22 protein-coding genes are annotated in these 21,717 nt (G+C 37.8%); 4 read left to right on the top strand and 18 right to left on the bottom strand.

Going from position 1 to position 21,717, the window contains the following annotated elements; genetic code table 11:
* Window positions 1-39: 39 nt before the first annotated feature.
* A complete protein-coding gene (locus UGRO018_RS08830; RefSeq protein ID WP_416326119.1) occupies window positions 40-972 on the bottom strand; it encodes an alpha/beta fold hydrolase in 933 nt (310 codons plus the stop codon).
* Between the two features lie 101 nt (window positions 973-1,073).
* Between UGRO018_RS08830 and UGRO018_RS08825 the strand changes: the two genes are divergently transcribed.
* Window positions 1,074-2,150, top strand: coding sequence for a tRNA(Met) cytidine acetate ligase (locus UGRO018_RS08825; protein ID WP_416326118.1), 1,077 nt, complete (start codon window positions 1,074-1,076; stop codon window positions 2,148-2,150).
* The gene (locus UGRO018_RS08820; RefSeq protein ID WP_416326117.1) at window positions 2,147-2,713 is read left to right on the top strand and encodes a YdcF family protein; all 567 of its coding nucleotides are present in this window, start codon (window positions 2,147-2,149) and stop codon (window positions 2,711-2,713) included. The genes UGRO018_RS08825 and UGRO018_RS08820 overlap by 4 nt, the downstream gene beginning before the upstream one ends.
* Before the next feature lie 35 nt (window positions 2,714-2,748).
* On the opposite strand, the gene UGRO018_RS08815 is transcribed toward UGRO018_RS08820, so the two are convergent.
* The 7 genes from UGRO018_RS08815 to UGRO018_RS08785 form a co-directional block, all read right to left on the bottom strand.
* Window positions 2,749-3,267 carry a helix-turn-helix domain-containing protein gene (locus UGRO018_RS08815; protein WP_416326116.1) on the bottom strand — a complete coding sequence of 173 codons (519 nt, stop codon included), beginning with the start codon at window positions 3,265-3,267 and terminating at the stop codon, window positions 2,749-2,751.
* Window positions 3,268-3,439: 172 nt separating this feature from the next.
* Complete coding sequence (locus UGRO018_RS08810; protein WP_416326115.1) at window positions 3,440-3,949, bottom strand: GNAT family N-acetyltransferase; 510 nt, start codon at window positions 3,947-3,949, stop codon at window positions 3,440-3,442.
* Window positions 3,946-6,147, bottom strand: coding sequence for a RelA/SpoT family protein (locus tag UGRO018_RS08805; protein ID WP_416326114.1), 2,202 nt, complete (start codon window positions 6,145-6,147; stop codon window positions 3,946-3,948). Before UGRO018_RS08805 ends, UGRO018_RS08810 begins: the two co-directional genes overlap by 4 nt.
* Window positions 6,148-6,188: 41 nt before the next feature.
* A complete protein-coding gene (locus UGRO018_RS08800; RefSeq protein ID WP_416326113.1) occupies window positions 6,189-6,704 on the bottom strand; it encodes an adenine phosphoribosyltransferase in 516 nt (171 codons plus the stop codon).
* A gap of 54 nt (window positions 6,705-6,758) precedes the next feature.
* Entirely contained in the window at window positions 6,759-8,369 is a 1,611-nt protein-coding gene (locus UGRO018_RS08795) for a single-stranded-DNA-specific exonuclease RecJ (RefSeq protein WP_416326112.1), read from the bottom strand.
* A 113-nt stretch (window positions 8,370-8,482) separates the two neighbouring features.
* Complete coding sequence (gene secD, locus UGRO018_RS08790) at window positions 8,483-10,771, bottom strand: protein translocase subunit SecD (protein WP_416326111.1); 2,289 nt, start codon at window positions 10,769-10,771, stop codon at window positions 8,483-8,485.
* Window positions 10,768-11,058 carry a post-transcriptional regulator gene (locus UGRO018_RS08785; RefSeq protein ID WP_416326110.1) on the bottom strand — a complete coding sequence of 97 codons (291 nt, stop codon included), beginning with the start codon at window positions 11,056-11,058 and terminating at the stop codon, window positions 10,768-10,770. The genes secD and UGRO018_RS08785 overlap by 4 nt, the downstream gene beginning before the upstream one ends.
* Before the next feature lie 187 nt (window positions 11,059-11,245).
* Here UGRO018_RS08785 and UGRO018_RS08780 point away from each other — a divergent pair, with 187 nt between their 5' ends.
* A complete protein-coding gene (locus UGRO018_RS08780; RefSeq protein WP_416326109.1) occupies window positions 11,246-12,547 on the top strand; it encodes an oligosaccharide flippase family protein in 1,302 nt (433 codons plus the stop codon).
* Here UGRO018_RS08780 and UGRO018_RS08775 read toward each other — a convergent pair.
* Window positions 12,528-13,190: a DUF421 domain-containing protein gene (locus tag UGRO018_RS08775; protein ID WP_416326108.1), complete on the bottom strand. Its 663-nt coding sequence runs from the start codon at window positions 13,188-13,190 to the stop codon at window positions 12,528-12,530. The genes UGRO018_RS08780 and UGRO018_RS08775 overlap by 20 nt on opposite strands.
* Before the next feature lie 61 nt (window positions 13,191-13,251).
* Here UGRO018_RS08775 and UGRO018_RS08770 point away from each other — a divergent pair, with 61 nt between their 5' ends.
* The gene (locus tag UGRO018_RS08770; protein WP_416326107.1) at window positions 13,252-13,608 is read left to right on the top strand and encodes a DUF3792 family protein; all 357 of its coding nucleotides are present in this window, start codon (window positions 13,252-13,254) and stop codon (window positions 13,606-13,608) included.
* On the opposite strand, the gene ruvB is transcribed toward UGRO018_RS08770, so the two are convergent.
* The 9 genes from ruvB to UGRO018_RS08725 form a co-directional block, all read right to left on the bottom strand.
* Window positions 13,605-14,618: a Holliday junction branch migration DNA helicase RuvB gene (ruvB, locus tag UGRO018_RS08765; RefSeq protein ID WP_416326106.1), complete on the bottom strand. Its 1,014-nt coding sequence runs from the start codon at window positions 14,616-14,618 to the stop codon at window positions 13,605-13,607. The genes UGRO018_RS08770 and ruvB overlap by 4 nt on opposite strands.
* Window positions 14,619-14,621: 3 nt before the next feature.
* Complete coding sequence (gene ruvA / locus UGRO018_RS08760; protein ID WP_416326105.1) at window positions 14,622-15,203, bottom strand: Holliday junction branch migration protein RuvA; 582 nt, start codon at window positions 15,201-15,203, stop codon at window positions 14,622-14,624.
* An 86-nt stretch (window positions 15,204-15,289) separates the two neighbouring features.
* Window positions 15,290-15,850, bottom strand: coding sequence for a hypothetical protein (locus UGRO018_RS08755; protein ID WP_416326104.1), 561 nt, complete (start codon window positions 15,848-15,850; stop codon window positions 15,290-15,292).
* 81 nt (window positions 15,851-15,931) lie between these two features.
* On the bottom strand, window positions 15,932-16,468 hold the full coding sequence (locus UGRO018_RS08750; RefSeq protein ID WP_416326103.1) for a nucleotidyltransferase family protein: 537 nt from the start codon (window positions 16,466-16,468) through the stop codon (window positions 15,932-15,934).
* Window positions 16,469-16,472: 4 nt separating this feature from the next.
* Complete coding sequence (locus tag UGRO018_RS08745) at window positions 16,473-18,749, bottom strand: xanthine dehydrogenase family protein molybdopterin-binding subunit (RefSeq protein WP_416326102.1); 2,277 nt, start codon at window positions 18,747-18,749, stop codon at window positions 16,473-16,475.
* Window positions 18,746-19,210 (bottom strand): (2Fe-2S)-binding protein, encoded by a 465-nt coding sequence (locus UGRO018_RS08740; protein WP_416326101.1) that lies wholly within the window; start codon window positions 19,208-19,210, stop codon window positions 18,746-18,748. The genes UGRO018_RS08745 and UGRO018_RS08740 overlap by 4 nt, the downstream gene beginning before the upstream one ends.
* Window positions 19,207-19,980 carry an FAD binding domain-containing protein gene (locus UGRO018_RS08735; RefSeq protein WP_416326100.1) on the bottom strand — a complete coding sequence of 258 codons (774 nt, stop codon included), beginning with the start codon at window positions 19,978-19,980 and terminating at the stop codon, window positions 19,207-19,209. Before UGRO018_RS08735 ends, UGRO018_RS08740 begins: the two co-directional genes overlap by 4 nt.
* Window positions 19,937-20,752, bottom strand: coding sequence for an ABC transporter ATP-binding protein (locus UGRO018_RS08730; RefSeq protein ID WP_416326099.1), 816 nt, complete (start codon window positions 20,750-20,752; stop codon window positions 19,937-19,939). Before UGRO018_RS08730 ends, UGRO018_RS08735 begins: the two co-directional genes overlap by 44 nt.
* Window positions 20,749-21,717, bottom strand: a complete 969-nt coding sequence (locus UGRO018_RS08725; protein WP_416326098.1) for a FecCD family ABC transporter permease — start codon at window positions 21,715-21,717, stop codon at window positions 20,749-20,751. Before UGRO018_RS08725 ends, UGRO018_RS08730 begins: the two co-directional genes overlap by 4 nt.

Here is a 21,717-nt window from a genome sequence, read left to right as displayed (position 1 = left end):
CCTTTTTTTCATTTTTTCATAATTTCTTTGATTTTTCCTTCACATTTCGTTTCTTACCTTTTCATAGAAATTAAGAATATCTTGATAGACTTCTGTTTTATTATCTTCATTCAATATTTCATGACGTTTTCCTTCGAATAAACGAGCACTTACATTCATGTAACCGCATGTTTTCATAAATCCGGCAGCTTCCTTAAATTTTGTTTCACTCATAATGCAAGGATCATTACTACCTGCGATAAAGCGAATCGGCAAGCTCGTATGCTTCATCTGCCATCCCTTAGGATCATATACATCGACCATCAAATCAAATAGATTTTCAAAACCATTTAAGGTGAATACGAACCCACACAAGGGGTCTGCATCATAAGTTTTCACAACGTTCATATCACTGCAAAGCCAAACATTATCACTCATCGTTTCTTTAAATCCATTATTGTGTTTACCAAATGCCATATGTTGGATCAATGCACTTCGATAATGCTCTCCTTTGATCTTACTCATCCAGTGTGCAACCATTTTACCTGCACTAGCTGCAGCATTTTTGCTTGGAGATCCACATACGATCAATGCATCTATTTCATGATCATATCGTTTACAAAAAGCCCTTACCAAAAGACTGCCCATACTATGTCCAAACAAGAAGAAAGGTAGCGTTGGATATTTTTGTTTTACATATTGTCCCAATTGATAGATATCCTCAATCATATAGTCCGCATGTTTCCCATTTATATAGCCTAAATCTTCCTGTGTCTTCACGCTTTTTCCATGTCCTCTATGATCATGTATCACACAAAGATAACCGGCGTTTGCCATATATTCCATAACATCCAAATAACGTTCCTTGTGTTCTGCCATGCCATGTACAAACTGAATGATACCGACGTATTCTTTTTCAGGTAGTAGTGCGATACATGAAATTTCAAGTTGATCCATTGCACTAAAAAAAGTGAATTCTTTCTTTATCGTCATCTTGCTAACCTCCTTTTCTTCATTGTAACATATTTAAAAAACTTATGATATAAATTCCCATAACTGTGGTATCATAGAACCAGACAGATTGGAGGAATTGTATGAATATATGTGGTATTATCAGCGAATATAACCCATTCCACTACGGACATCGATATCATATAAATAAAACCAAGGAACTTACTCATTGTGATGTTTTGATCAATGTCATGAGCGGACACTTTGTACAGCGTGGCGAACCTGCTATCGCTGATAAATGGAGTCGGGCAAAAACCGCTATTCTAGAGGGGTGCGATCTTGTCATTGAGTTACCATTTCCTTATGCAGTACAAAGTGCGGATGGATTTGCTTATGGTGCTATCACTTCTTTACAGCTTGCGGATGCTAACCAAATCGTCTTTGGTAGTGAAAGCAATGATATCACAACCTTAAAAGCATTGGCTGAAACAACAACACCTAAAAACTGTACACGCTCCATGGCACAAGATTATGATGTAAAAAGCAATGACATCTTGGGAGTTGCATATATCAAAGCATTAAAAAACACGAATATCATTCCTTATACGATTCAACGCACCAATGGTTATCATGACCTTGAGGTTCAAAACCATATTGCCAGTGCAACAGCCATACGTCATCGCTTTCTTCATAAAGAAAGTATTAAGGAACTCACTCCGATGTATGAGCAATTAAATGAGCGATTTCAAATGGAATTCTATTACCCTCATCTACAGATGTTACTTTTGACGATGGAACCATCTGTATTATCTCATTATTTCCTTATGGAAGAAGGTCTGGAAAACAGAATGATAGAAAGTGCCAAGCTTTGTCCCGACATGAAAAGCTTTGTGGATCGTTGTATTTCCAAACGCTATACACGTGTAAGAATTCAACGAACGATCATTCACCTTATTACTCAAACCAGTAAGCAACAAATGAAAGAGTTACCTCAATTATCTCATATTCGCATACTGGCCTTTAATCAAACCGGCAGAGCTTATCTAAAAGAATTGAAGAAAAAGGATCGATGGATTGCCAGTAAATTTAACCAAATTCCTGAATGCTATCGCTGTTTGGATTTGAAGGCGGTGGCTGCCTATGGCATTCCATTGACTCCGACACAACGATTGACTTTATTAAAAAAAGAGCTGAGTGCGCCTTTGGTGGTGAATGTATGATCATCATTTTACTGATTCTTTTGTTAGGTATATTAACACTTCCCCTCTTGTATTACTTTCCTAAGGCTCCTGTGATGGATCATGATCCTTATGATATATGTATCATATTAGGCTGTCCTGCAAGAGAGGATGGCAAGGTATCAAGAATGCAACGAAGTAGGATGAATAAAGCGATTCAATTATATAAGCAACACAAAACACATAAACTGCTTATCAGTGGCGCAGGTGTCAGAAATCATTTTGTCGAAGCAGATATCATGGCTGATTATGCCATACGACATGGTGTACCTTTCAAGGATATCCTATTGGAAAAAGAAGCACAAAACACCTTTGATAATCTTCGTTTCGCCAGTACCATTTGTGAAAAGAATCAATGGAAACGTGTCATTGTCGTCACTAGTAGATTTCATATTCGAAGGAGTAATTTTTTCGTAAAAAAATTCTTTACCACCTATGCCATGTGTCCTACAGATGATAAAGAAAAAGCAAAGCATTATCTTGCTGAATATGTAAGAATGTGGAATACCTTACGCATAGAATATCAATTAGCTCATAAAAAGTAAGACGAATGTCTTATTTTTTTTGAAAGATCCCTTTTTTATATCCACCCTTGATTCCATAAGTATAATCCAATCAGTCCTCCAATGCTTGCGGATATAATCAAAATCATCAGTTGTGTTTTATCTAAAGTTGTCCAATAGCTTTGCCACCTATGATAAACCTCGCTCAAACTCAGATATTTTTGATTTTGTGGATGTTGTACCACGAACAACAAATGAGCTATGATGATACCAATCATTGCACCTGCAAGAGTCTCCGTAAAAAACTCCCCTCGAATCACAAGTCCTAAAATCGCACCTATACTTGCTCCGGCTAATCCAAACGCTATGCTTTCCTGCTTTGAAGATGGGGTTTTCATGTTTTCTTCACGAAGCAAAGCATCTAAGCTCACTTCAAATAAATCAGCAATCGCTTTTAGATTATCTAAATCTGGCATTCCGTTTCCAGATTCCCATTTTGCTATTGCTTGTCTAGATACATGCAATCGGTTTGCCAACGCTTCTTGCGACAATCCCCTTTCTATTCTCATTCTTTTTAGTTTTTCTTTAAATTCCATTTTCATCACCGGTAAAATAATAGCATTCCTTTTCTCTTTTGTCTGCTACGATTTGTATAAATTACGCTACTTTTCGTATACAAAAGCTCTTTTCTTTCAGATCATAGCTTTCACCAAAGACTATGATCATGAACTGTTGTGATTCATTCATTTTAAGAATAAAAAAACACCATCATTTTGACGGTGTCTGAAATGTGCAATGATAAAGTGCAGTTGTAAATTCCGGTACAAATTGGTCTATCTTTACAAGCTGAAAACCATTTCTTTCATACATTTGGCGAAGCTTTGTTTTTTTCTCTCGTACATCAATACGTACTTCAGGATATCCCTCACTTTTTCCTTTTTCCTTAAAAAAGCGAATCAATTCATCTGCATAACCATGTCCACCGTAATCTGGATCTACTACGATCTTATGTAGATATAAGGCAGCCCCGGCTTTTTCATCCGGCCAATAAAGATGGTCAACATCAACAATAAAGCATCCGCAAACGATCGTCTGGTCTAGAAATCCTACATAATAATCATTGATGGTATATAATTGTCGGAAACATTCCCATGTTACTTGATCATAATCCCATTGGTGTATCCCATGTGCATCGTTATAGCTTACACGTTTTCGATACATTTCCTCAATTCCTATAATATCCTTCTCTTTTGCTTTTCTAATTACTAATTCACTCATTGTATCACTCTTTCTACACTATGCACACTATTTACCTTACGTAAATTAACGATCAGATTACGAAGATGTTCTGCATCCTCTACTACCACAGTCATTTTAGTTGTCGCACTGATGCGATCCTCATCTACTGTGGAATCCACATGTTGAAGTCCTGCTTTACATTGAGAAACTACCGTAACAATATCACTTAGCAAGAAATTACGATCACTTGACTTAATGATAAGCTTGACCTCATATGTTTTTTGTTCCAGATTTTCATCCCATTCTACAGGGATGAGACGCTGGTGTTCATGAATGATATTTGGACAATCAACACGGTGCACCTTAACTCCGGCACCTTTTGTGATATAACCGACAATTTCATCTCCCGGTACAGGTGAACAGCAGTTTGCTAATGTGATCTTCATAGACTCAATGCCAGCAACTCGAATACCGGTACTGCTCACTTTTTTCTTGCGATCTTGGCGATTAAACATTTTTACCAATTCATCATTTTGAAGTGGCACACTTGTTTTATGCTTCACCAAACGATCAATGACAGCTGGCAAGGATACTTGTTTTACTCCGATGGCAAACATCAAATCTTGATAGGAATTAAAGCTTAGGCTACCTGCAATGTTTTCTACCTTTTTATTATCCATGTAAGTATCGACATCGAGGTTTCGTTTTTTCAATTCTTCTACCAGCAACTCTTCGCCCTTTTTGATATCTAAGGTACGACGTTCATTTTCCTGTTTTTGGAAGAAAGAGCGAATCTTGTTTCGAGCATGTGCACTTTTTACAACCTTGATCCAGTCTTCGCTTGGACCAGGAGATTGCTTGCTTGTTCGAATGGATACGACATCGCCAGTCTTTAATTTTGTATTTAATGGCATCAAGACTCCATTGATGGTAGCACCTACTGTATGATGCCCAACTTCAGTATGAACTCTATAAGCGAAATCGATTGGTGTAGAACCGTTAGGTAATGCAATTACTTTACCCTTAGGTGTCATACAATACACATTAGCTTCAAAAATATCTTTCTGTAATAAATTCATATACTCCATAGAATCATCTTCTACTTCATCACTCATCACGCTGAAATCTTTTAACCAATGCAGTTGTTCTTCGATTTCAGATTGGTTTACTTCTCGTCCACCATTCATATTTTCCTTGTAACGCCAGTGTGCCGCAATCCCTTGTTCCGCAACCTCATCCATAGCCTCAGTACGTATTTGGATTTCAAAAATATTTCCATCATCTGCTACGATCGTACTATGCAAAGACTGATACATGTTCATCTTAGGCATTGCGATATAATCTTTAAATCGCCCTGGAATCGGCCGATATTTTGCATGAATATATCCTAAGATTTCATAACATGCTGTATCACTATCTGTAATGATACGGATCGCCAACAAATCTAAGATTTCTTCAAAGCGCTTATTTTTTGTTTTCATCTTTTTATAAATACTATATAAGTGCTTGCTTCTTCCAAAGATTCTAAACTGGATATGATTTTCATCTAATAAAGTACTGATTTCTTGAATCATCGTCTGTACTTGTTCATCTCTTTCGATTTTTCGTTTTTCTACCAGTTTAGCGATTTCATAATATTTTTCTTTGTTCAGATATTGAAAAGATAAATCCTCAAGCTCATTTTTAATATCGCTGATACCTAAACGATGGGCAATCGGAGCATAAACATCTAATGTTTCACTTGCAATCTTCTTTTGTTTCTCCGGTGTCATATATTGCAAGGTACGCATATTATGCAAACGGTCTGCCAACTTAATCAAAATAACTCGAACATCTTTTGCCATTGCAATAAAAATCTTACGATGATTACTTGCTAGATATTCTTTCTCATCTTTGAATTTTAAATTACCGATTTTTGTGACGGAGTCTACAAGTGAGGCAACTTCTTCACCAAACACTTCGCTGACTTCATCTAGCGTAACATCACAATCCTCTACTACATCGTGCAAAAGACCGGCCGCAATGGTTTTAGGTCCGGTTCTTAACAAAGACAATATATATCCAACTTGGATCGCATGAATGATATATGGTTCTCCACTCTTGCGATATTGTCCTGTATGATTTTTTTCCGCACATAAATATGCTCTTGTGATAAGATCAATATTCTCCTCTTTTTTGATGTACTTTTTGATTTCTTTCATCATCTCATCAAAAGTTACCACCTGACTACTTACCATACATTTATCACCCACATTCTAAAAAAGGGGAACTCCCCTTTTTATTCGTAACACATCAAAGAAAATACAGGATAATCCTTCAAATGTTCTCTGCCTTTTAGATCAGCCAGTTCAATCAAAAACGCACAGCCAACAACTTCTCCACCCAACTCTTCTACGATTTGAATGGTGGCATCTACGGTACCTCCGGTCGCAAGTAAATCATCTACGATCAATACTTTTTGACCTTTTTTGATTCCATCCTTATGTACATGAAGTTCATTGCTTCCATATTCTAAATCATAAGAAACGCTTACAGTTTCTCTAGGCAATTTTCCTGGTTTACGTACCGGAACAAATCCGATACCAAGGTCATATGCAACCGGACAACCGAAGATGAATCCTCTGGATTCTGGTCCTACCACAACTTGTGCATCCACTTTTTTCGCAAAAGCGATGATTTCATCACATGCCTTTTTAAATGCTTCTCCATCTGCCATCAAAGGCGTAATATCACGAAACAGAATACCTTCCTGAGGGAAATCAGGAATATCAGCAATATACTCTTTATAATCCATAAGCTTAAGAGCCTCCTTAAAGTTCTTCTTCATTATAGCAAATTTTATCTCTGTTTAAAATGCTTCCCTTACAAAAAGATTGACTTTTTTCCTTCCCATAAAGCGATTGATACCTATCGTTGCGATGAAATTCATCGTTTTTCTATCCGCAAAGGTTTCATATGCTTGTATGTCATGAAACAGCACTGCCTCAACTTCATCACTTAACACCCATTTCACGTGTGCTCCATTTCCCATCGTTTTGATTTGTTTGACTTCCACATTTTGTAAATAAAACAAGGGTTCATCAAAGCCTTCACCAAAAGGCGCCAATGCTTGTAGACTTTCTACTTCTTGAATGCTAAGTTCTGAAAGCAAAGTATCGATCACATCATATTCGGCTTCTGCTTTTGTTACGTATTCTTTCGCATGTTCATTCATATAATCTTGTACATTTTGCTTATGCGAAAGAGAAAAGCCAATACCTGCGGCAGCCTTATGTCCCCCATAACTATCAAGCACATCCATACAACCGTCAAAGAACGTCGTCAAATCTAGGTATCCTTGAGAACGAATGCTTCCTTTTAATATCTCATCATGGCGACTCAATACCATGACAGGTTGATGCAGTTCTTCTGCAATTTTACCGGCTACTAAGCCTACGATACCTTCATGAAAGGATTCATGATACAGCATTTGAAAGTTATATTCCGGATGAACCAATGATTTGGCTGTTTCTACCATCTCATTGCTCATTTTTTTACGATGATTGTTTAAGTCATGTATTTGAGTTGCTACTCTTTGGATTTCATCAGCTCGTTTCAACAAAAGAAAACGTACCATATTATTGACATTGACCATGTCCGCAAGTCTTCCCATCACATTTAACTTTGGCACGATCTGAAAAGCAATCATCGTTTCATCCCATTTGGGATATCGATCATTGGCCAAAGCTTGAATCGGCTTACATAACCCTTGTTTCAAATAAAAAATACCTAGTCTTACGATATCTCTTGTTTCCTTTTTTAACGGCATCACATCCGCAATGGATGCGATACAAGCCAAGATGATATGTTCTTTGACATCATGTAAGAGTGCACGAGAAATCTCTAATGCAACCCCTGCACCACTCAAATATTGAAACTCTTCTCCCATGGTAAATGGATGCAAAACAATCCATGCGTCTATATCTGATTCTTCCATATCGTGATGATCTGTTACGATCACGTCCAAACCTCTTTGTTTGGCTTCTTTCAAAGCATCAAAAGCTTTGACTCCATTGTCTACCGTAATCAATAAGGTATAGCCTTTTTCATCTGCCATCTTTACCGTATCCGGATGAAGACCATAGCCCTGTTTAAAACGATCGGGTATGTAAAAGCCACAAGTCACTCCATACCTTTGTAAGGCGTCAAATAAAATCGTGGTCGCACAAATACCATCTGCATCATAGTCTCCGCACACCAATATCTTTTCATTGTTTTTTTTCGCCTGTTGAATACGCATCACGACTTCTTTCATATGATAAGCATTCATGGGATCTTGAAGTACAGGTGCAGATAATATCTCTGATATCTGTGGATACGTTAAATTTTTTGCTGCCAATACCTTTGCACATAAATGAGACAAAGATAATGTTTTCTGAATCTCTTCTGTATTTGAAACATCTTGTAATGTTATATTCATAAATGATCACCTTGTATATTCTAACATAAAAATAGATAAAGTCCTTTCCTTATGCAAATATTTTTTCTTTCTAATTATATAAAAAGAAGAGACGAGCTCTTCTTTTTATGTGATTAATAATCGTTCATTCCTGGAATGATCATTTCCTCAAGGTCTTCTTTTTTCTTTGACTTTTTATGGGATTTTTTCTTTGGTTTGTGATGAATTCTAATTTGATACCACAGCTGTGCTGCGACGAACAAAGAAGATCCAGCTCCGAATAATAATCCGATAAACAACATCAAACAGAAGGTAGAAATCGCACCGCTTCCCATAGCCAATAAGCAAATGACTGGCAACATGGTCGTTAAAGTGGAAAGAATAGAACGAGTTGCTGTTTTCTGTAATGCATCGTTTACAATTTCACGATATTTTTCTTTTGTGATTACTTCATGTCTATTTGCTTTTACGTTATCTCGGATACGGTCAAATACAACGATTGAGTTATTGATGGAATATCCGATGATCGTCAATAAGACCGCAATGATTTCGGTATTGACTTCCAAACGAAGAATAGCACAGAATGCAATCATAACAAATAAGTCATGAATCAATGCGACGATACCACTGATTGCATAATCCCATTTAAATCGAATGGAGATATAGATCATAATACCGATCCATGCCAAAATAGATATCAAGAATGCATTTTTAACCAAGCGTTTACCAACCACCGGAGTTACGGTATTGTCATTAACATCATGGTTATACGTTTTTTTCAGATTTTCTTTTACCTGATCCATTTTCTCGGTTTCAATTGCTTCCTTTACAAATACAGTTGCTGTATTATTACCTTTTCCATTGATTTTAATACTGCTTGCATTGACACCCAGCTCTTTTAATTGAGCCTTTAGATCATCAGCTTTGATTTCAGTATCACCAACTACCGTGATCTTAGTACCACTGGTAAAATCAATACCTAAATTCAAGACTTCATTTCCCTTGAAACCATTGTATGCCATAAAGCCTACCCCGATCACAAGTACACTCATGGTGATCGTAATAAAATATTTTGCTTTTCCGATAAAATCAAATTGAGCAAATTTGCCATAATAGAAACGTTCTTGCCCCTTGTTTACATCAGGCACACGACTTTCTTTTACACCGAATAGTTTCAGTTTTCCATCCAGACAACCGCTATCTACTAACATCTTCAAGAAGAATTTAGCTACGAACACGATAAGTAATAAAGTAGAAATCGTAGAAACCATCAATACAGTCGCAAAACCTTTGACACTTCCTGTTCCTAACAAATATAAGATCAAGGCAGAAATAAAGGTTGTAAACTGTGCATCAAAGATGGTGATAAAAGACTTACTTGTCCCTTCGTAGAAGGCTGATTTTACACTTCTTCCTGAATACAAGCTGTCTCGGATACGCTCGAAAGTCAAGATGTTGGAGTCCGCTGCCATACCAACACCAAGAACCAAAGCAGCAATACCAGACAATGTAAAGACACCACCCATAAGGTTATAAATCAAGAATACCACAAACACATAGGTTGCAATCGTGATTGCGGAAATAATACCAGGTAATTGATAATACACGATCATGAACAACATGATCAAGGCTACACCGATTGCGCCTGCCATCATTGTAGAAGAGAAAGCACTCATGCCATAATCAGCAGTTACTGCATTGGTATATTCCTCACTCATTTTCACAGGTAACGATCCAGAATTGATCAGATCTTTCAATTCTGTTGCTTCTTCTTTTGTAAAGTTCCCTGAAATCTGTACACTTGAGCTATTCAAGCCTTCTTTTACAGTTGCCGCAGAAATAAAGCTAGGTGTTTCTTTCTGCTTTTCGGCAGCATAGGAGTCTTTTGTTTCATCGAAGTCAAGCCAAGTTACCATTAAATTCTGACCGCTGCCTTTGGCTGCGACTTTTTTAGTAGCTTCATAAAACTTTGTCGTATCTGCTACTTTCAGATTGACCACATAACGACCATATTCATCTGTACCAAGAGATGCACCACCTTCTTGTAATACATCTGCATCCATCAATAGATTGTCATCTACATCACGGAAAGACAAATTGGCAGTTGTTGAGATGATACGTCTAGCTTCATCTGCATTCTTTACACCTGCTAATTGCACACGAATCTGATCATCACCCTCTACAGTGATTTCAGGTTCATTGACACCTAGCACGTCAATACGTTTATTGATAGATTCAGCTACTGCCGACATATCCGGTAGTGTTTTTCCTTCTAATGGTGTGATCTTATACAGGATTTCAAATCCTCCCTGTAGATCTAATCCTAGTCTCATATTTTTTGCAATCCATGGACTACCACATAGCATCATTACTAAGACCGTAACGATACTGATGCCAAAGATTACCAAACGGGATTTTTTCATCGTTTATCTCCTCCAAACAAATCTTCAAAGTCATTGAGTTTCATTTTTGCTCCAGTAATCATCGCCTCTGTCGATAAATAAGCGACGACCTCTGAGGCATCAATGCTCATGACATCATTGATTGCATCATAAAAACTTTTCGGCTTCTGAAATTTCCATTTAGCAAGCAATGCACGTTCTACATGCTGATACGTTAAAGAAGACAACTGCTTTCTTTGAAGTTCGCTGGTTTTCAGGGTAATTGCCAGCTTCAGATATTTATCATCGATTTCACTCTGATTCTTCATGGTCTCCTCCTCAATATCGCTATGAAGTATTATATCATCATTTTAAAAGCTTTCACAATCTTTTTTTAAATTTTACATAAATCCAAGGATCTGCTCATCTTTCATAAGATGATCTATGCATATCTTTTCTTAGCTGGAATGATTTTATGCCTCTCTCACATATACTGAAAAAGAAAGCAGGTGCATGATGAAAAAAACCGTCATTCGTTCTACCTTTTATCTCATCGTTATTTCAGTGATTGCTAAGATACTATCTTTTACTGTACGCATTCTATTGGCGAGAACATTGTCAGAAAGTGCCATGAACTATTATTCTCTTTCCTCTCCTACCATGGTCTTCATGATTACGCTTGCTCAAATGGGAATTCCAAATGCCTTAAGTAAAGTAATCGCACAAAGTAAAACACCCCATAAGCCATTAAAAGCAGCCATTTTATTATCTGTCCTCAATAATCTTATCATTGTTGCCATCTTTACTGTATTATTACCATTTCTTGCGCATGCCATCTTAAAACAAGATGTCATCCTTCCTGTATTGTATGCCATTCTTCCTTTACTACCGATCGTAACCATTTCCGGTCTGTTAAAGGGATATCTTTTTGGTATTCAAAAGCATCTATCTGCGACGGCTTGTCAAATATTTGAAGAAGGCAGTCGTATCCTGTTTCTTCTTATTACATTTTCCATGTATCCAAACATGGACGCTGTCACAATGGCAAAACTTGCGATGATATCAGTAAGTGTCGGTGAATTATTTAGCTCTGCTTATATGTTTTTTGCTTTAACACGCAAAAAAAAGGTACTGATAAAAGCACCAGCACTTTTTCAAGATCTTCACCGCATCCATTTTGATGAAGTATTACGAGTATCCATTCCTATGACAGGTAGTCGTTTGATTGGATCTTTAACTTATTTTTTAGAACCGATCGTTATGGTTTATGGATTAAGCAGTTTACAAGCTGATATGATGATTAATGCCTATGGCTCTATCAACGGATATATCCTACCCATCATTACCATGCCATCTTTTTTAACCATCACATTGAGCAATTTTTTGCTGCCTTCTTTTACCTACCATTATACTCGTCATCACGATGCCCAAGCAAAAAAGTTATTTACGACCATATTAAGTTGTTGTTTTCTAGTGGGGATCGGCTGTAGTATACTTTGTTATTTCTTTAATCAAGAGTTATTACAACTCTTTTATCATACTGACAAGGGAGCCCTTTTGTTAAAACAAATGGCATGGCCCTTTGCCTTTTATGCACTTCAACCGCCCTTATCTAGTATGTTACATGCACTTTCCTTATCCAAATCTACGGTATGGGATACCTTATTAGGCTCTTTGACAAGGATCATCAGTGTAGCTTTCCTATCTAAAATACTTGGCGCAAAAGCATTGATCATCGGCATCACCCTTGGAATGCTGGTGACAACGATCCTACATGCTATTCGTTTAAGCTTCGCATTTAGAAAAAAGAATTCTTAGAATTCAGTTCTTTCTTTACAACAAAAAAACCATTTTTTTGCCATAAGCATAAAAACACATCATTGACATCTTCGATCCCCTCTTGTTTTAAAGATGCTTTCAGCCATACCTCATCTTTATCTAGATCCTTCAAAGCTTTTTGGTTGATGGTACCATCACTCACCAAAGGATCAGGATGTTTTACTTTACATTTATCTTTCGCAAGAACGCTTAGCTGTCCATTATTTTCCAATATAGCGAAAGCAACCTCATCCGGGGTACATAGATCTTTACTTCGAATTTGACTCATTAAATCATCCATACTGTAACGATTTTTCTGCATTTCCCTTTGATTGATATGTCCGTTATGTATTAATATCACACATTTTCCATCAAATACATCTCTGGCTTTTTTGCTTTTTAATAACACCCATGAAATGACGATCTGCAACACTGCCAGCGTAAATATAGGAACCAAGGATTTAAAGATGCTTTCATGTGCATCCGTAATACTGATCGCCAATAGCTCACTCATAACCAAATAAATAACAATGTCAAATACGCTCAATTCCCCTACTTCTCTTTTCCCCATCAAACGAAGTGCTATGATAATCACAAAATATACAACAAAGCATTTGACCATTAATGAAAGATATTCTTGCATTTGATTTCCTCCTTGCATAGTTATTCATTTTCTCTCATAGAATACATTGAGGTGAAGCTTTATGAAACAGATATGTAAAATATCTCTGGAGTCGTTAGCACTCCTATGCGCATCCACATTGTTATTTTCTCTGATTTTTGCTTTATTATACTATTTTCTATTGATATCCACTTCGACCTTCCATATCGCAAATTGGATATGTGGGATCATTAGCTTTGCGGCAGGTGGTGTTTTATTAGGCATGCTTGCACAAAAAAAAGCGCTCTTACACGCTTTTGTATTGGTATTGTTGTTATTTGTATGCTCCATGCTACTAACACCTAATTATCAATTTATGGCAATTCTTAAAACCATCAGCAAGTGTCTTTTCTTTCTAATTGGTTGTATGCTTGCATATACCAAAACAAAGAAAGCCTAATCTTCTAGCACAAACAATCCTTCACGAAGATCATAGCCAAGATGCTGATATGCTTTTTCCGTTACCACTCTTCCTCGTGGGGTTCGGTTAATGAATCCGATCTGCAATAAATATGGTTCATACACATCTTCCAGTGTCATGGTTTCTTCTCCTATGCTACTGGCAATGGCATCCAGACCTACAGGACCGCCTTTAAAGCGTTCTATGATTCCTTTTAGATATTTATGATCGACTGCATCCAATCCCAAATGATCTACTTTCAGCTTATCTAAAGCCATATTGGCGATATCGATAGAAACCTCTCCATCATTCATGACCTGTGCAAAATCTCTAACACGGCGGAACAATCGATTTGCGATACGTGGCGTACCACGACTTCTTCTGGCAATCTCTATGACTGCCTCTTCTTCGATCTTGGTATCCATGACCCTAGCGGTTCTTCTTAGAATTTGCATCAATTCTTCTAACGTATAAAATTCTAGTTGCGAAACGATGCCGAAACGATCTCTTAATGGTGCGGTCAAATCACCAGCACGTGTGGTAGCTCCAACCAGGGTAAAGGGTGGTAGATCCAATCGTATGCTACGTACGGATGCACTATCTTTTCCAACCACGATATCGATACAATAGTCCTCCATGGCAGGATACAAAATTTCTTCTACCTGCTTTGGCAAACGATGTATTTCGTCAATAAAAAGTACATCCCCTGCTTCTAAGGTAGATAAGATAGCGGCAAGATCGCCGCTTTTTTCAATGGAAGGTCCACTGGTCGTTTTGATACTTCCTCCCATTTCATTTGCCAGAATATAAGAAAGCGTGGTTTTCCCTAATCCTGGTGGGCCATATAACAATACATGATCCAACGCTTCATTACGCTGTTTGGCAGCCTCGATGAAAATAGATAAATTTTCCTTTAACTGCTTTTGCCCAATATATTCTTTTAAGCTTTGCGGACGTAAAGATGCCTCTTCATCAAAGCTTTGTTCTTCATTTGATACCACTCGCTCCATATGCTAGACTCCCTTTCTCTTTGCTAACATGGTCAAAGCACTTCTTACATATTGATCACTGCTTTTATGTTCCATCAAAGACAATTCCTTTTTGATACTATTTAACTCTGTGCTCTTATACCCTAAAGCTTTCAAAGCCTCTAAAGCATCACTTAGTTCTATATTTTCTTCGACTTCGATTTCGCTTACTTCCTGTACCAATTTACCTTTTAAATCTAATACGATCTGACTTGCGGTCTTTGCGCCGATACCAGGCAAAGATTTTAATGTCTTCACATCATTTTGTTCAATTGCCATGATCATCTGCTGTGCAGGACATACACCAAGCATTGTCAAAGCGGTCTTAGGACCCACGCCTTTGACTGAAATCAATTGTAAGAATAAATCATGCTCCTCCATACTTGGAAAACCAAATAGTGTCAAAGCATCCTCACGAACATGCATATAGGTATATAACGTAATTTCCGTGTTCAATTGAACTGCCGCTACATTGGAAACATAAACTCGATACCCCATACCATGGTTTTCAATAATCAATGAATCATTGGTATAACTGTGAATCATACCTTTTATAAAAGCTATCATACTTATCACCTGTCCTTTATTGTATCACATCGCCAGCTATTAGACTAGATAAAGACAAAGCAAAAAAAAGCCATTTCAGGCTTTTTTTACATATCCAATAAAGCTGTGACCACATCCCATCCACGAAACAGTCCTTTACTGATTGCGATAAAGATAGAAATGGCGATCAAAATGATACAAGCCATGATATAGCCAAGTGGCATTGCATGACTCACAAACACCATATAACACACAAAAGCAATCATTATGCCATTCATACCGATCAAAGCAGCCATTAAGATTTGATCATAACGATTCTTTGCGTTGATAAAGGCACAAAGATCACCATATGTATCTTCTATTCCTATGCTTGTCATAGTATTTGAAAATGGTAATATCTCTTTCATTATCACCATGGTGTGATGATCCTTCCACTTCTTCTTTTGCATATGTTTTACAATCGTATCATTCGCTTTTCCGTATAAAACATCACTCATATACCCAACATTAGGTTCTGTTTTTATTCTTTGGTAATCCATGATGGTATCTACACACAATATCATGTTGATATGACGATGCGCAAACTCTCCTAACAAGACTTCTGCATAAGGACTTAACACAACATATTCATCAAGATAAACATATCGTTTGTTCGCAAAATTAACCATTCCATACCTCCTCATTTGTTTTATGATAACATAATTTTATGCTAACATCATTTTAAAAAAATGAAGAAATCTTAAATAGCTTTATCCTAGTTGTTGAGGTGTATCAATATCTTGTGTTTCATTCCATGGTATTTCCACAAATATACATGCGTTTGGATATTTTTGAATCAGTTGTCTTCCTCCTTGATCTCCTGATAAGGTTAACAATTCTGGATAAAACCGTTTTGGAAATATCACAGGATGGCGAAGTTGTCCTTGATTTGCTGCACAAGTGATATGTTGTCCATCAAACCTTAGGCATACCTTAGTAATGCTATCTTGTTTGAGATAAGGTTGATCACCAACCAGAAACATACAACCATCACTATCAAGGGATTGTTGTAACCCTAATCGAAGGGAAGAAGAAATCCCCAGCTTTGGATTAGGATTATGCATAGATGTGAATCCATAGGTATCTGCCAACGCTTTGATTTCTTCATATTGTGTCACAACGATTACTTTGGAAAACAGGGTCGAATCGATCTGATCAAAGGTATGTTGAATCATTGGCTTTCCTTGTAGCGTAGTAAGTAATTTATTTGATAGAAACCGTGTACTATACCCTGCTGCCAGTACCACTAAGTTAATCTTCATCTTTTTGTAGAAGAATCTTTTCTGCTGTAATCGGTAAGGTACGAACATGCACACCTGTCGCATGTGCCACTGCAGATGCAATGGCCGGAGCCGGTGTATTGATGACAACTTCACCAATGGATTTAGCGCCAAAAGGTCCACTGTTTTCATAACTGCTTTCAAAATCCACACGAATCGTACCGACATCTTTTCTTGTAGGTATCTTATATTGAAGGAAGGAACAATTTCTCATCCTTCCCGTATTCGAATAAGAAATATCTTCATAAAGAGCCATACCGATGCCTTGTGCAATGCCTCCTTCTACCTGTATCTTTGCTAGATTCGAATTGATCACAGTACCACAATCTACCACAGCGACATAATCAAGCAATGTGATCTTTCCCGTTAACTTATCAACCTCTACTTCGGCAATACCTGCCATAAAAGGTGGTGGCGAAATCGGAGAACAATGGGAAGCTGTGGCCATTAAACATGCGCCTTTTCCCCCGGCAAAACAAGTGTTGGCAAATTCAGCCAATGACATCTGTTTATGATCTTCCATAGCAATGATCTGTTGACCATCAAAGGTGATATGTTCTTCTTCTACCTCTAGTAATATAGCCGCTTCTTGAATGATTTGTTGTTTTAAGATTTCACAAGCCTTTACAACTGCCATTCCGGTCACATAGGTCGTGGCAGAAGCATAGGATCCGGTATCATATGGAGAAGCATCGGTATCTACAGATTGTGTTACAATTTGCTCTACCTCACATTCCAAACATTCTGCGGCCATCTGTGCCAAAATGGTATCACAACCGGTTCCCATATCCGTTGCACCGATCGCCAAGGTATAAAAGCCATCATCCTGAAGTTTAATGATGACACCGGCAATATCTACATTGGCAATGCCACTTCCTTGCATAGATAAAGCGACTCCAAGGCCTCTTACCTTATCGCCTACATCCTGTCTGATTCCCTTATGCTTCCAATCGATCATATCCATCGCTTTTTTCAAGCATCGATCCAAGGCACATGCATTTAAATGTTCTCCATAGTATTGAGACATGACTTCATCCTCTTGGACAATATTGTTTAAACGTAACTCACATGGATCCATTTTCAGTTGCTCAGCCAATTCATTCACGGCAGATTCGATTGCAAACTGCCCTTGCGTAGCTCCATAACCACGATATGCCCCTGCAGTCATCGTATTGGTATAAACAACGTCATAGGTAAAGCGACTTGCTTTGACATGATTATAGATAGGAAGCGATTTATGCCCTGATAATCCTACGGTAGTAGGACCATGCTCCCCATAAGCTCCGGTATTCGATAACGTATGTAAATCAATCGCAAGAATTTCACCATTCTTTTTGGCACCGATCTTCACATGCATTTTCATCTCATGTCGAGAATTACTAGAAGAAAAGGTTTCTTCTCTTGTATAAACGATCTTACTTGGCTTTTTTAATTTCCAAGTAACAAAGGCCGCAAAGATTTCACAACAAGCGGTTTGTTTCGCTCCGAAGCCTCCACCGATCCTCGGTTTTACGACACGTATTTTATTTTTCGGTATTTCCAAAGCATGAGATAAGATACGTCTTACATGAAATGGTATTTGAGTAGAGCTTACCACATTCAAACGGTCGAAAGCATCGACATAGGCATAAGAACGAAAAGTTTCCATCATTGCCTGTGCATTGGCTTTGGTATGATAATCTTTTTCAAGTATGACATCACATTCTTCAAAAACAGCATCAACATCCCCCACAACACTTTCTCCCTGAGAACAAATATTACGTTTACGATCATAACCGATCTCACATAAAACACGATCGTCCTCTTCTTCATGTACAATGACCTCGTGATCAATTGCTTTGGTAAAATCTAATAAAGGGGTAAGTACTTCATACTCTACACGAATGAGCTTCATCGCTTTTTGTACACAAGCCTCATTTTTTCCGACAACGATGGCAACTTCATCTCCCACATAGCGTACAACTTGATCCAATATCAAACGATCATAAGGAGATGGCTCTGGATAGCTTTGTCCTGCCAATGTAAAACGTGATTTTGGTACATCTTCATATGTATAGATTGCTTCTATGCCCGCTACTTTTTTGGCATTTTCTGTATGGATGGATTTTATTTTCGCATAAGCATGAGGAGAGCGTAACAATTGAATGATCAAACAATCTTTTAATGCCAGATCATCACAATAAACAGGCTTTCCACTCAATAATGCGTAGGCATCTTTTTTTACCACTGGTTGATTGATATATTTCATAAAAGCTCTTCATCCTTTCTTTGAAGGAACGCTTCAATGGCACGCAACTGTCCCATATATCCAGTGCATCGACATAGATTTCCGGCCAAATAAGTATTGATTTCCTCAACACTTGGATGATCCAATTCCTTCTCCATTGCCAGTACATTCATGATGAGTCCCGGTGAACAATAACCACACTGCTCTGCGCCAATGCTCGCCATATAATGGGCAAACTCATGTGCTTGTTCTTCGACTCCCTCTAGAGTCGTGATATGATGTCCATTTGCACGTGCTGCCAACATGCCACATGATAGAATAGGTTTTTCATCCATCCAAACCGTACATAACCCACAGTTGCTTGTTTCACAGCCTCTTTTTACACTATAGTAACCATGATCCCTTAAGAAATCCAACAGCAAGACATCTGCTGCAATCTCATCTTGAATCATGATATCATTGACCTTAATGTTTACCTTCATAGCGATGGACCTCCTAACTGATAGAATGCCTTCTCAATGAATGCCGATAACAAACGTTCTCGATATTCTTGACTACCACGCATATTACTTCCCAAAACAATCGTATTTTGGATTTCCTCTATCATCTTTTCTTTATCCTCATGAGCAAATTCATATAATACGGCACGCTTTGGTCGTGCCCCAATACTAAAGCGATATCCGGTGTTTGTTTTCACTGCCGCCATATTCAATATTGATAAATCGGTCGCTGAATTTCTCATGCATAAAAATACCCCTTGCAGTGTTTCCTTCTTTATCGTGATATGCGTTAAAATATCTCTTTCATAATGGGTTGAAGCCGCATATTCCTTGATCGACATTTTCCCATGATGATGTAGATATACCTCGCAATCCAAAGCCAATAATAACGTCAATACATCAGAAAAACCAAATCTTGCATACAAGCTTCCACCTAAGGTTGCCATATTACGAAACTGTACACCTACAATATCAGATAAGGCATCTGTAAACATCGATTTAAAATATCTTTGTAAACCTTCATGCGTTTCGATATCTCGAAGTGATGTCATCGCTTGAATCACGAAATGATCCTTTGTCTCTTCTATGCCTTGTAGTGGAAGTTCACACAGATCGATGGCAATGGGAATGTTACGATTCTGCATCTTCAACCACATCATGCCTCCTAGAATCTGATTGTTACGATGTTTGTTCAATAGCTCATACGCCTCATCTAGGCTCTTCGCTCTGACATATTGCTGTATCTGCAACATACGTTTTCTCCTTCCAGATCAAAAACTGATCTTCTTTATCAGCCAATGTAAAATGGCTGCCATATATTTCATTATAATACCTAACACACTCTTTTTGCATATCATGCGTTTCTTTACACAAATGTGCTAACAATTGTCCATGATGAATCAAGAGGATCTCATCTGCATATTGTAGAGCTAAATTCGGGTCATGAATGCTAATAAGAATACTTTTCTTTTTGGTACACAAACGCTTGGTTTCCTGCAAGAACAAGTGTTGTCGTTGATAATCTAGATACGTACAAGGCTCATCCATCATCATGACTTCTGCATCTTGTAAAAAGGCTCTGGCTACATAACACATCTGAAGTTCTCCCCCACTGATTTCATGTAATAGCTTATCCTTTAAGTGGAATAAATGAAACTGTTTCATGATAGCTTCTGCTCTCTCATAGTCTTTTTTTCTTGGTGTTTGAAAGAAAGAAAGCTCTCTGGAACAACCGGCAACCACACAATCTTCTACTCGCATATCAAGCGCCAATTCTTTTATTTGTGGCACATAGCTGAATAAAGCTGCCCTTTCTTTTTCTTTTAAGGTATTGATTTCTACCCCATTCTTAGCAATACTTCCTTCATAAGCAAGCTTACCTAGCATACTTTTGATCAAAGTTGTTTTACCACTTCCATTCTCTCCTAATATCATCACGATGCGAGATTGTGGAATCACAAAACTGATATCTTTTAAGATTTCTTTTTCGTGTAAAGAAACACTGACCTTTTGTAAGGTTATCATAAAGGAAGCCTTCCTTTCAAAAATAATAGAATCAAAAACAAAGCACCAAACAAGCTAGTTAACACACTAATGGGCAATTCTATCACAAACAAGCTTCTTGCCAATGTATCACATAACAACAAAAAGCAGGAACCACATAGGAAGATGGAGCCAAAACTCTTCGATAACGGCTGATGATACAACATTTTGATGATATGTGGTACTAATAGACCAACCCAACTAACGATGCCAGCAATCGAAATCACAGAGGATATCAACAATGTCGCTAGCAATAAAGCAAAAAGTCTTACTCTTTTCACAGGAACACCTAAGGTATCTGCTTCTTCACCAAAGCTCAGCATTTGTATTTGCCAACGAAGTGCATACAAGCAAACACAACACAATAGGATGGGAATGGATACAAACCATACCTGTGACCAAGACGCATCAGAAAAGCCTCCCATGAGCCAATATTCAATATTCGCCAATTCACGAAAAGGATCTGCCTGAAGTTTTATGATCATCATAAAACTGGTCGCTACCGCTTGTAGAATCAATCCAGCAATCACCAAATTCAATATGCGATTTCCTTTCACCTTAGATGCCAGCAAGATGGTACATAAAACGATAATAAGCCCTCCGATAAAAGAAAACCCCACAATCATCCATAAATCCCCTGCACAAAGGATCGCAATCATAGCGCCAAGGGAACATCCTGAACTTGCACCTATGACATCACCGGATGCCAAAGGATTTTTAAAGACAGTTTGATAAACGACACCGGATAACGCCAGTGCTCCTCCGCTTAATAACACCAACATAATTCTGGGCAATCGAATATTCCAAACCAGACTATGTGTCATATGATCTCCATTGCCAATAAGAGCTTGAATGATATCATAAACAGAGGTATCATATCTGCCGATAAACAGGCCAATGCCAGCAAGTAGGATCACAATGACACATAAACCGTATGTTTTTTTCAT

The organism is Hoskinsella mucinilytica (assembly GCF_045223415.1).
GTDB classification, from domain to species: Bacteria; Bacillota_I; Bacilli_A; order Erysipelotrichales; family Erysipelotrichaceae; genus Hoskinsella; species Hoskinsella mucinilytica.
The sequence above is the reverse complement of the archived record's forward strand: the minus strand, read 5'-3'. Positions and strand labels throughout refer to the sequence as shown.